At 72.4% G+C, this 10,485-nt stretch carries 13 protein-coding genes and 1 pseudogene; 6 read left to right on the forward strand and 8 right to left on the reverse strand.

From position 1 onward, the window contains the following. A partial coding sequence (locus tag L0B03_RS08755; RefSeq protein ID WP_250445428.1) for a hypothetical protein occupies nucleotides 1–370 on the forward strand: 370 nt, incomplete at its 5' end. Here L0B03_RS08755 and L0B03_RS08760 read toward each other — a convergent pair. Together L0B03_RS08760 and L0B03_RS08765 are read right to left on the reverse strand one after the other, a co-directional pair. Then, nucleotides 367–1,206, reverse strand: coding sequence for a glycosyltransferase family 2 protein (locus L0B03_RS08760; RefSeq protein WP_250445429.1), 840 nt, complete (start codon nucleotides 1,204–1,206; stop codon nucleotides 367–369). The two genes, L0B03_RS08755 and L0B03_RS08760, sit on opposite strands and share 4 nt — an antisense overlap. A 97-nt stretch (nucleotides 1,207–1,303) precedes the next feature. Next, on the reverse strand, nucleotides 1,304–1,795 hold the full coding sequence (locus L0B03_RS08765) for a metallopeptidase family protein (protein ID WP_250445430.1): 492 nt from the start codon (nucleotides 1,793–1,795) through the stop codon (nucleotides 1,304–1,306). Nucleotides 1,796–1,857: 62 nt separating this feature from the next. Here L0B03_RS08765 and L0B03_RS08770 point away from each other — a divergent pair, with 62 nt between their 5' ends. The 4 genes from L0B03_RS08770 to L0B03_RS08785 all read left to right on the forward strand — a co-directional run bounded on the left by L0B03_RS08770 (nucleotide 1,858) and on the right by L0B03_RS08785 (nucleotide 4,258). Beyond that, the gene (locus L0B03_RS08770) at nucleotides 1,858–2,217 is read left to right on the forward strand and encodes a DUF3499 domain-containing protein (RefSeq protein WP_250445431.1); all 360 of its coding nucleotides are present in this window, start codon (nucleotides 1,858–1,860) and stop codon (nucleotides 2,215–2,217) included. 3 nt (nucleotides 2,218–2,220) lie between these two features. Continuing rightward, entirely contained in the window at nucleotides 2,221–2,436 is a 216-nt protein-coding gene (locus L0B03_RS08775) for a hypothetical protein (RefSeq protein WP_250445432.1), read from the forward strand. 114 nt (nucleotides 2,437–2,550) lie between these two features. Further along, nucleotides 2,551–4,059 carry a phosphomannomutase/phosphoglucomutase gene (locus L0B03_RS08780; RefSeq protein WP_250445433.1) on the forward strand — a complete coding sequence of 503 codons (1,509 nt, stop codon included), beginning with the start codon at nucleotides 2,551–2,553 and terminating at the stop codon, nucleotides 4,057–4,059. Nucleotide 4,060: 1 nt separating this feature from the next. Continuing rightward, nucleotides 4,061–4,258 (forward strand): Trm112 family protein, encoded by a 198-nt coding sequence (locus L0B03_RS08785; RefSeq protein ID WP_250445434.1) that lies wholly within the window; start codon nucleotides 4,061–4,063, stop codon nucleotides 4,256–4,258. Nucleotides 4,259–4,364: 106 nt separating this feature from the next. Here the strand turns inward: L0B03_RS08785 and L0B03_RS08790 are convergent, their stop codons facing one another. The 4 genes from L0B03_RS08790 to L0B03_RS08805 all read right to left on the reverse strand — a co-directional run bounded on the left by L0B03_RS08790 (nucleotide 4,365) and on the right by L0B03_RS08805 (nucleotide 8,705). Then, entirely contained in the window at nucleotides 4,365–5,291 is a 927-nt protein-coding gene (locus tag L0B03_RS08790; RefSeq protein WP_250445435.1) for a glycine betaine ABC transporter substrate-binding protein, read from the reverse strand. A gap of 72 nt (nucleotides 5,292–5,363) precedes the next feature. Further along, nucleotides 5,364–6,233, reverse strand: a complete 870-nt coding sequence (locus tag L0B03_RS08795; RefSeq protein ID WP_250445436.1) for an ABC transporter permease subunit — start codon at nucleotides 6,231–6,233, stop codon at nucleotides 5,364–5,366. Further along, on the reverse strand, nucleotides 6,230–7,492 hold the full coding sequence (locus L0B03_RS08800) for a glycine betaine/L-proline ABC transporter ATP-binding protein (protein ID WP_250445437.1): 1,263 nt from the start codon (nucleotides 7,490–7,492) through the stop codon (nucleotides 6,230–6,232). Before L0B03_RS08800 ends, L0B03_RS08795 begins: the two co-directional genes overlap by 4 nt. A gap of 394 nt (nucleotides 7,493–7,886) precedes the next feature. Further along, nucleotides 7,887–8,705, reverse strand: coding sequence for an RDD family protein (locus tag L0B03_RS08805; RefSeq protein ID WP_250445438.1), 819 nt, complete (start codon nucleotides 8,703–8,705; stop codon nucleotides 7,887–7,889). Nucleotides 8,706–8,752: 47 nt separating this feature from the next. On the opposite strand from L0B03_RS08805, the gene L0B03_RS08810 reads away from it, so the two are divergent. Continuing rightward, nucleotides 8,753–9,748, forward strand: a complete 996-nt coding sequence (locus tag L0B03_RS08810; protein ID WP_250445439.1) for a stage II sporulation protein M — start codon at nucleotides 8,753–8,755, stop codon at nucleotides 9,746–9,748. Nucleotides 9,749–9,789: 41 nt separating this feature from the next. Here the strand turns inward: L0B03_RS08810 and L0B03_RS08815 are convergent, their stop codons facing one another. Together L0B03_RS08815 and L0B03_RS08820 are read right to left on the reverse strand one after the other, a co-directional pair. Further along, nucleotides 9,790–10,047: a hypothetical protein gene (locus L0B03_RS08815; protein WP_250445440.1), complete on the reverse strand. Its 258-nt coding sequence runs from the start codon at nucleotides 10,045–10,047 to the stop codon at nucleotides 9,790–9,792. Then, nucleotides 10,047–10,485, reverse strand: a pseudogene (locus tag L0B03_RS08820) (DUF58 domain-containing protein); the annotation flags it as partial. The gene L0B03_RS08815 and the pseudogene L0B03_RS08820, both read right to left, overlap by 1 nt.

Below are 10,485 nucleotides of genomic sequence, written 5' to 3' on the forward strand. Positions count from 1 at the left end.
GGCCGGGAGCCTCGCCCTGCCCGAGGGGCCCGAGCCCACCGTGACCCTCGCCGTGGTCCCCGGCGCCGTCGTGGACGTCGAGGCCGAGGGCAGGGCCGCGGCGGTGCTCGAGCTGGTGGGCGCCGACGGCACCGTGCTGGGTGCGCAGGAGCTGAGCCTCGACGAGGCGACGACGACCACGCTCACCGCGCAGGACCTGACCGAGGAGGTCGACGGGGAGGTCGCCGGGCTCGTCCTGCGGACCGAGGACCCGCGGGTCGTGTGGGGCGCGGTCCTCACCGTGGAGGAGGACGCTGGTGACATGGTCTCGGTCCTCGTGCCGGTCGCGCCCGAGCCCGCTCGCCCTGAGGTCGGGGTGCGGCTCCGCTAGCCGCGAGCCGCGCGGAGCTCGACCGTCTGCCGCGCCAGCAGGCCCACGCGCAGCACCGCACGGACCGGAGCCTGGTACCAGGCCGAGTAGCGCCGGGAGAGGTAGAGCGCCGCGCTGCGGTGGTGCGCGCGGATCATGGTTTCTGGCCGAGCGCGCCACGAGGTGCCGCCCACGTGGGTGGTCACCGCGGCGGGGACGTGGATGCTCGACCATCCTGCGGCCAGCAGGCGCTCGGCGAGGTCGAGGTCCTCGAAGAACATGAAGTAGGACTCGTCGAACCCCTGGACCTCCTCGAAGGCCTCACGACGCAGCAGGAGGCAGGCCCCGGAGAGCCACCCGGTGGGGCCCTCGTCGCCCCGGGGCTCCTGGTGGTCGTGCCGGTAGCCCGCGGTGAAGGGGTTGCTGGGCCACACCTTCCCCAGCAGGGCGTGCCCGACCCCCTGCACCAACGAGGGGAAGGCCCTGGACGAGGGGTAGCGCGTGCCGTCGGTGTTGAGCAGGGTGGGGCCCAGGGCTCCGGCCTCCGGGTGTCGCTCTCCGGCCTCGAGAAGCAGGTCCAGGGCACCGGGGTGCCAGACGATGTCCGGGTTGGCTACGACGATCCACGGCTGGCTCGCGCCCCGGCTGCCGCGGTTCGCCGCGCCGCCGTAGCCGTGGTTGGCGCCGTCGCGCACGAGGACCGCGCCGTGCTCCTGGACCACCCGGTCCACCAGCTCGTGCTCCATGCCGTTGTCGACCAGCACGAGCTCGACCGCGGCGCTGCTCCCGGAGCTCAACGAGCTGGCGAAGTCCTCGAGCTCGGGCCCGGGGTTGAACGTGACGCAGACGACGCGCACGGCCGAGGGCGTGCGTCCGGACGTGGGGGCAGTGATGAGGGGCTCCTCGGGCGTGGGGGCAGGCGGGGGTCAGCCTAGTGCGCGACGCCAGGTCGGCTCAGCCACGGAAGTGCGGGTCGACCTCCTCGGGGGACTTCGCCAGGAGGTGGGCGACCTGCTCGACGACGACGTCGCGCACCAGCTCGCCGAGGTCGGCGTCGTCCACGGCGCGGGTCTCGACCGGGCGCCGGTAGACGAGGATGCGTGCGGGCATGCCGACGTCGGAGGGGAAGTACCTGCCGAGGGGGACCCCGCCGTGCTCCCAGGGCGCGGGGTGGGACGGCGGGACCTCCTCGACGGCGAACTCGGTGCCTTCGAGCTGCGGGCCCCACCGGCGCTCGAGCCGCTCGACCGCGGCCAGCACGTGGTCGTCGAAGCGGTCCGCGCGGGTGCGGTGGCCCGGGAGGTCGGGAGGCAGCACCGGTCCGCGCAGGCCTCGACCGCGACGATCGCGCCGGCGCGGTCCGAGCGGACCTCGACCCGGTGCGGTGGCGAACGGGCCGGGCCTGCCGGACGCCGCGGCGTCCCCGGTGCCGGGGGAGAGGCTCACGCGCTCACTCTACGGCGTGGTGCCTCTCGCGATGCCGGGGTACGCAGGTAGGCTCGGGCGTTGTGAGATCAGGTCGCCAGTGTTCGCGCAGCGCCTGCGGGCGCCCCGCGGTCGCGACGCTCACCTATGTCTACTCGGACTCGACGGCGGTCCTCGGACCGCTCGCCAACCTCGCCGAGCCGCACTCCTACGACCTGTGCAGCGAGCACGCCGGACGGCTGACCGCACCGCGCGGCTGGGAGGTCGTCCGGCTCACCCCCGAGTTCGTGCCCACGGGTCCCAGCTCGGATGACCTCGTGGCTCTCGCTGACGCCGTCCGTGAGGCCGGGCGGCCCCGCGCCGAGGTGGTTCTGCCCGAGCCGGTCGCCACCGAGGTCGCGCGTCGTGGTCACCTCAGGGTGCTCCGCGGGGACGGGGTCTGAGCCGTGACGGCTTCGGACGACGTCCTGCAGGCGTGCTCCTCGTGCGGCAGCACCGTGCTGACCCGCCTGCCGCTCGTGCTCACCGACGGTACGGACGTCACGTTCATCTCGTGCCATGCCTGCGAGGTGCGCGCCTGGTTCTCGCAGGACGAGGCCGGCGGATGGACCTCGATCCCGATCGCGTCGGTGCTCGAGCGCTCGGCCCGCAAGCCTCGCTGATCGGGCGTGCCCTGCGCAGGATGATCGGGGACCACGGACGGTCCCGGGGCGCGGACGCGCATCGGTCCGTCCGCGATGCGGGCCTCGTCCCCGCGGCCAACTAGGCTTCTCGACGTGACTGACAACAGCAGCCCTCGGCCGGCCCCTGACCTGTCCCGCCTGATCAAGGCCTACGACGTCCGGGGCCTGGTGCCCGACGAGTTCAGCCCAGACGTCGCCCGCGCGATCGGGACGGCCTTCGCCGAGATCGTGGTCAAGGACGCCGCCGAGGCACGCGAGCGGGACGAGGGGGTCCCCACCCGCCCGCGCGTCGCGATCGGTCAGGACATGAGGGAGTCGGGCGGCCCCCTGGTCGAGGCCTTCGCCTCGGGCCTCACCCAGCGCGGCGTGGACGTCGTCCAGATCGGGCTCTGCTCGACCGACGGCCTCTACCACGCGTCGGGGGCCCTCGACATCCCCGGGGCGATGTTCACCGCGAGCCACAACCCCGCCGAGTACAACGGCATCAAGATGTGCCACGCGGGGGCCCGTCCGGTCGGTCAGGGCTCCGGGCTCGACGCGATCCGCGACCTCGCGACCCGCTACCTGAGCGACGGCCTGCCCGAACCGGTCGAGAGCCGGGGGGAGGTCAGCGAGCGGGAGATGCTCGGCGAGTACGCCACCTTCCTGCGCACCCTGGTCGACCTGCGAGGCATCCGCCCGCTCAAGGTGGTCGTCGACGCCGGCAACGGCATGGCCGGCCTGACCGCGCCGGCGGTGCTCGGGACGGCCGCAGGGCTCGAGCCGCTGCGACTCGACGTCGTGCCGCTGTACTTCGAGCTCGACGGGACCTTCCCCAACCACGAGGCGAACCCCCTCGAGCCCGCCAACCTGCGCGACCTCCAGGCTGCCGTGGTCGAGCACGGCGCCGACCTCGGGCTGGCCTTCGACGGCGACGCCGACCGCTGCTTCGTGATCGACGAGCGGGGGGAGCCCGTGAGCCCGTCCGCGATCACCGCGCTCGTCGGTCTCCGCGAGGTGGCCCGAGAGACGGCCGCGGGACGATCCTCGACGGTGATCCACAACCTGATCACCTCCCGGGTGGTGCCCGACCTGCTCCAGGCCGCCGGTGCCCGCACCGTGCGCACCCGGGTGGGCCACTCGTTCATCAAGGCGCAGATGGCGGAGAACGAGGCCGTCTTCGGCGGTGAGCACAGCGCGCACTACTACTTCCGGGACTTCTTCTACGCCGACACGGGCATGCTCGCCGCGATGCACGTGCTCGCTGCGCTGGGCGAGGCCCGCGGCAACGACGGCGCCCCGGTGCCGCTGTCCATGCTGGCCGAGGCCTACGAGCCCTACGTCGCGAGCGGTGAGATCAACTCGCGGGTCGAGGACGTCGAGGCAGCCCGCGAGCGGGTCGTCGAGGCGTACGTGACCCAGCAGGGTGGCGGCCCCGTCGAGGTGGACGAGCTCGACGGCCTGACCGTCTCGCACTGGGACGCCCACCCGCGCTGGTGGTTCAACCTGCGAGCGTCCAACACCGAGCCGTTGCTTCGCCTGAACGTCGAGGCCGCAGACGAGGACATCATGGTCAAGGTCCGCGACGACGTGCTCGCGCTCGTGCGTCAGGAGCAGGACTGAGATGAGCGAGATCGAGCCCTGGGTCCGCGAGATCCTGCGCTGCCCGGCCTGCGGCAGCGAGCTGCGCGACGGCACCCGTCCCGACGGGGCGGCCGAGCTGGTCTGCCTCGGGGAGGCCTGCGCGTTGGCCTACCCGGTCCGGGACGGGATCCCCGTCCTGCTCGTGGATGACGCCTACCCGTCGGGGGGCACGGTCTGACCCCTGGTCGGACATGACGAAGGGCCCGGCCGCACGGTGTGCGGACGGGCCCTTCGTGCAGTGCGAGCGCTGGGATCAGCGCCGGTGCCTCAGCGGCTGCACCCGGTCAGGAGCCGGAGACGATGCTGTCGACGTAGTCGGGGTTCTCCTCGAGCCACTGCTCGACGGCGGCGTCGTTGTCCTCGCCCTCCATCTCGTTGAACATGATGTTCTCGAGGGCGTGGAGCTGGTCGGAGTCCATCCGGAAGCCGGAGATCCACTCGGCGACCTGCGGGTACTCGGCCGAGAAGTCCTCGTGGGCGTAGCTGTGGATGCTGTCCGCGTCGCCGAGGGCGTTCTCGGGGTCCTCGAGGTCGCGGATGGGGTAGGCGTCGTAGGCCCAGTGCGGGCGCCACAGCGTCACGACGATGTTCTCGCCGGCATCGGTCGCGGCCTGGAGCTCGGTGAGCATGGCCGGGGTCGAGGAGACGAGGAACTCCATCTCCTCCAGGCCGTAGGTCGGGATGACCTCGTCCTGGGTGATGGCCGTGAGGCCGGCCCCCGACTCGATGCCGACGATGCGGTTGTCGAACTCGTCGGCGTACTCGGCGAGCTCGTCGAGGGAGGTGATCGGGGAGTCCTCGTTGACCGCGATGGTCAGCGGGGCGTCGTCGAGCCAGGCGCCCAGGTCCTCGAGGCTGTCGCCGTACTGCTCCATGTAGGAGGCGTGGGTCAGCGGCAGCCAGGTGTCGAAGTTGACGTCGAAGTCACCCTCGGAGAGACCCGTGAAGACGATGCCCGCGTCGGCGGACTCCATCTCGACCTCGTAGCCCTCGCCCTCGAGGATGTGCTTCCACAGGTGGGAGACGGCGATGCCCTCCTCCCAGCCCGAGTGCACGCCGATGGTGATCGGCTCGCTCTGCTCGGCGCCGCCGGCGTCGGTGTCGCCGGTGGTCTCCTCGGTGGTCTCGGAGTCGCTGGCGCAGGCGGTCAGGGTCAGGGCGAGCACACCGGCCGAGGCCAGTGCGGTCGTGGTGCGTCGTGCGTTTCTCATGGGTTTCCTCTCGTGAGCCGGCCTCGGGGATGAGACCTGCTCGGTCGTGGACGGGGGGCAGGGAGGAGGGGCTCAGGCCTTGGTGGTGGCCCGGGCGCGTTCGACCGCGGAGCGCGAGCCGAAGGCCGAGGTGACTCGGTCGAGATACATCGCGAGGATGACCACCGCGAGACCGGCTTCGACGCCGAGGCCGATGTTCACGCTCTGCAGGGAGCGGACGACGTCCTGGCCCAGGCCGGCCGCGCCGACCAGGCCGGAGATGACGACCATCGACAGCGAGAGCATGATCACCTGGTTGACCCCGGCCATGATCGTCGGCAGGGCCAGCGGGAGCTGGATCTGGCGCAGGATGCGTCGAGGGGTCGCGCCGAAGGCGTGCCCGGCCTCGACCACCTCGCTGTCGACCTGCCTGATGCCCAGCTCGGTCAGCCGCACGCCTGGGGCGAGGGCGAAGATCACGGTGGCGACCATGCCGGGGACGACGCCCACCCGGAAGAGGATCACGGCGGGCAGCAGGTAGACGAACGCGGGCATCGTCTGCATGAAGTCCAGGATCGGACGCGTGATCGCCGAGACCGTCGCGTTGCGCGCCGCCAGGATGCCGATCGGGATGGCGATGGCGATGGCGATGGCGCTGGCGACGAGAACCAGCGCGAGGGTCGCCATGGCGTTGTCCCACTGGTCGACGCCGTAGATGATCGCGAAGCCCAGGACGCTGCCCACGGGCAGCTGCCAGCTGCGACGGGCCAGGAGGGCCAGGGCGGCGAGGACCAGGCCCACCACCCAGAAGGGCGGCTCGGCCAGCACGTAGGTGAGGCCGTCGTAGGCGGCGCGGAGCACGTCGCCGATGACGTCGAAGACCGCCCCGAGGGTCGAGGTGAGCCAGGCGATGAGATCGGCCGCCCACTCGCCGAGCGGGATGCGGAACATGAGGTCGTTCACGAGGCTGCTCCGTCCGTCGAACCAGGGCTGGGGGCGGCGACGACCTCGGGGGACGCGGCGCCGGGCAGGGCCACCGCGGCGCCGGTGTCGTTGGGCGCCATCGCCTCGAGGAGGGTGACCCGCGGGATCACGCCGACCAGCCGGCCGCGCGCGTCCACCACGGGCACCGGGAGGGGGCTCTCGGCCGAAGGGGCGAAGATGTCCGAGAGCGGCGCGTCGACGTCCACGGCGGTGACCTCGTCACGGGTGAGCTCGACGAGGGACTCGGTGCCGGCCCGCTGGGCGGCCACGACGTCCTCGTCGCGCAGCACCCCGCGCAGGGTGCGGTCGCGGTCGACCAGGTACGCCGCCGAGGCCTGGGCCTCGCGCATCTCGTGCAGGGCGACCCGGGGTCCGGCACCGGAGGTGACGACGGCCGCGGGCCGCACCATCACCGAGCCGGCGGTCAGGACACGGGTCTTGTCGACGTCGGCGACGAACTGCGCGACGTAGTCGTTCGCGGGGTCGGAGAGGATCTGCTCGGCGGTGCCGATCTGCACGATCCGGCCGTCGCGCATCATGGCGATGCGGTCCCCGAGGTGCATGGCCTCGTTGAGGTCGTGGGTGATGAAGACGATGGTCTTGCCGAGGGTCTCCTGGAGCTCGAGCAGCTGCTCCTGCATCTCGCGCCGGATCAGCGGGTCCAGGGCGGAGAACGCCTCGTCCATGAGCAGCACCTCGGTGTCCGCCGCGAGGGCGCGGGCCAACCCGACGCGCTGGCGCATGCCGCCCGAGAGCTCCGAGGGAAGGTGGTCCTCCCACCCGCCCAGGCCGACCATCTCGAGGGCCTGCCCCGCACGTCGCCGTCGCTCGGTGCGGTCGACGTCCTGCAGGGCGAGCGGATACGCGGCGTTGTCGATGATCGTGCGGTGCGGCAGCAGGGCGAAGTGCTGGAAGACCATCGAGACCCGCTTCTGGCGGATCTGGCGCATCTCCTTGGCCGAGACCGTGGAGAGGTCCGCGTCGCCGAGGACCACCCGGCCCGCGGTGGGCGGCTGCAGGCCGTTGAGCATGCGGATCAGGGTCGACTTGCCCGAGCCGGACAGGCCCATGACGACGAAGGTCTCGCCGGCCTCGACCTCGAAGCTGGCATCGATCACCGCAGCGGTGCCGTGGTTCTTGACCTCGTCGCGGCTCTCTCCGGCCTGGAGTCGGCGGACGGCCTCGGCCGGTCGCCGACCGAAGACCTTGTAGACGCCTTCGGCGCGCAGTGCTGCCACTAGTCTCTCGTCTCGCTCGGGGGGCCCGGCCACGCCAGGGCGGCTGGGGTGCGGCCCGCGCCGCGGCGTGCCGCAGCAGGGCCGCGACCTTGCGGTGAGTCGTGTGTCGGAACGGTTCCGACCCAGCAGGCCACACGGGGGAGGGGCCTGCGAACTGCCCGGGCAGAGCACCGGGCCGTCGACCACCATGTCGCGGATGCCCGCGTGGATCAACCGAGGGTCGGTGTGAAGAGGGGGTCCACGAGGGGTGCGCCGGCCGCCAGGTCGCCGTTGACCTGGGGCTTTGCCTGTTCTTGGATCGTTACTGTTCTGTGACGTATCTAGGTGCTCGACCAGGGCTGGTGATCGTCCAGCACGTGCCTGGTGTGGGCCAGGTCACGAGTGCTGCGACCGGTCAGTCGACCGGGTCCGGCACCGCGTGCGGCAGCCGGTGCACCAGGGCGCCTTCGGCCTCGACCTGACGCGCGACCCGCACCGCGTGGGCGTACTCGCGGTCCCGTCTCTCGGCGAGCACCGCCGAGATGAACCGCTCGGGGTGGGTGCCCGGGGGCGGGCCGGGGGCGACGTACCGCTCGATCTCCCCCGCGAGGTCGTTGCCCAGACGCACCCGCGAGGCGAGGTGCAGCGTGGTCGCCCGCCCCAGGAGCTGACGGGCCGAGAGCGCGAGCCCGTCCGGGAGGCGGCGGATGTCGGCCGACCGCGCCCAGGCGGCGAGCTCGGGGGGCATCATGACCGGCGGCAGGGCCTCCTGGCCGCCGCGGATCCGGACGGCGTAGGTGCCGGCGAGCAGGTCGCCGAGCCGCTTGCCCTGAGGGTGCACGAGGGAGGTGATCAGCGCGACCGAGCCGACGGTGAGCCACAGCTCACCCACCCCGGTCAGCGCCCGGACCACCGCGTGCCGGAAGCGGACGGGCCCGCCGTCGTCGCGCACGATCCGGATACCCATGACGAGCTTGCCCACCGAGCGTCCTCGGGTCAGGGTCTCGACCGTCGCGGGGACCACGACCAGCACCGTGACGACCAGGGTGATCACCAGCGCCGCCGTCGCGGCCTGGTCCATCTGGGCGACCACGGGGGAGGAGACGAGCACCAGGAGGAAGCCCACGACGAGGAGGATCGCGACGTCCAGGACGGCGCCGACCATGCGCGTCGCGAAGGAGGCGGGGCGGGCGTCGAGGACCACGCCCTCGCCGATGACGATCTCGTCCGACACGTCCGCCCCTCTCTGTGCTGGCCTTCTGCTGTGGCAGGCTACCGGGCGTGGACCTCGACGCGTTCTCCGCCGTGCACGCCCCGACCTGGGCGCGTCTGGACGAGCTCGCGCGGCGACGACGCCTGACAGGTGCCGAGAGCGACGAGCTGGTGCGGCTCTACCAGGAGGTCGCGACTCATCTGTCGACCGTCAGGTCTGCCGCCCCCGACCCCGGCACGGTCTCGCGCCTCTCGGAGACCCTCGCTCGGGCACGGTCGACGATCGCGGGCTCGCACGAGCCCGCGTGGTCGGACGCCAAGCGCTTCCTGGTGCTGACCCTGCCTGCTGCGTTCTACCGCGTCCGGTGGTGGACCGTGGGTGTGATGGTGGCCTTCACCGCCCTCGCGGTGGTCGCCGGGGTGCACGTCTACTCGAGCCCCGAGGCCCAGGCGGCCATGGGCACCCCGAGCCAGCTCGAGACCTATGCCGACCAGGAGTTCGCGAACTACTACTCCAACTATCCCGGCGAGAGCTTCGCGGCCCAGGTCTGGACGAACAACGCCTGGATCGCGGCCCAGTGCATCGCCTTCGGCATCAGCGGCGTCTGGCCCGTGCTCGTCCTGGTGCAGAACGCCGTCGGGGTCGGCTCGGCGGGGGGCGTGATGGCTTTGCACGACGGCCTGGGCATCTTCTTCCAGCTCATCCTGCCCCACGGGTTCATGGAGCTCACGGCGATCTTCGTGGCCGCCGGCGCGGGCCTCAAGGTGTTCTGGACCCTGATCGACCCACGCGGTCGCCCCCGGTCGCGGGCGCTGGCCGAGGAGGGACGCGCCCTGTTCACGGTGGCCCTGGGCCTGGTGGGCGTCCTGGGCGTGTCGGGGCTCGTCGAGGGGTTCGTGACGCCCTCAGCCCTGCCGTGGTGGCTCAAGATCGTCATCGGAGCCCTGGTGCTCGCGGCCTACTGGACCTACACGTTGGTCCTCGGGCGTCGAGCGGTGCGTGCCGGGGAGACGGGCGACCTGCGTGAGGACCACAACGCCGCCACCGTCCCGCTCGCGGCCTGAGGTTCCTCGGCCCGGCGTCTGCACGCGGGTGTTCCCGGCGGTCAGTCGCCGGGAGGACGTCGGATGCGCAGGATGATGATGACCACGGTCGCGCCGATCGCCGCGACCCCGAGCACGCCCACGACCCACGGGTCCAGGCCGGAGGCCTCGGCGAGCGCCGGCCCCGCCTCACCCTGCGGGGCGGCGAAGGCGATCAGCGGGAGGGTCGCCGTGGCGACGAACGCCAGGGCGACGACGATCGCGACGATGCGCGCCCGCCGTCGGCGACGTTCCATCATGGTGGGCCGACGGTCGTCCATCAGAGCCTCCCTGCGGCCTTGAGGGCCAGGTAGGTGTCGGCGAGGCGGGGGGCGAGGTCGTCGGGCAGGGCGTCGACCACCTCGACGCCGCGCTGGCGCAGGCGGACGCCCACGGCCGCACGTTCGAGCTCGACCCGCTCGGCGGCCGCCGCGTCGAAGACCGCCGAGGAGCTCTCCCGTCCCGCGCGGAGGGCCGCGAGCTCGGGATCGGCCACGGAGGCGAGGACGACCGTGTGGTCGTGCGCGAGCGGACCGATCACGGGGAGCAGGCCGGACTCGACGGCTGCTGGCTCGAGGGAGGTCAGCAGGACGACCAGGGCGCGCTGGGAGAGCCGCTGCCGGACAGCGCTCACCGCCCCCGACCAGTCGGCCTCGACGAGGGTGGGCTCGAGCGGGGCGAGGGCGTCGGCCAGGGCGGGCAGCAGGCGCGGGCCGCCG

The sequence above is a fragment of the Actinotalea sp. C106 genome, assembly GCF_023630195.1.
GTDB lineage: Bacteria > Actinomycetota > Actinomycetes > Actinomycetales > Cellulomonadaceae > Actinotalea.

What these genes read in the sequence shown, in the direction of transcription:
- L0B03_RS08785 (WP_250445434.1), top strand. Translation starts at nt 4,061, where the DNA reads ATGAGCGAGATCGAGCCCTGGGTCCGCGAGATCCTGCGCTGCCCGGCC.
- L0B03_RS08790 (WP_250445435.1), bottom strand. Translation starts at nt 5,291, where the DNA reads ATGAGAAACGCACGACGCACCACGACCGCACTGGCCTCGGCCGGTGTG.
- L0B03_RS08815 (WP_250445440.1), bottom strand. Translation starts at nt 10,047, where the DNA reads ATGGACGACCGTCGGCCCACCATGATGGAACGTCGCCGACGGCGGGCG.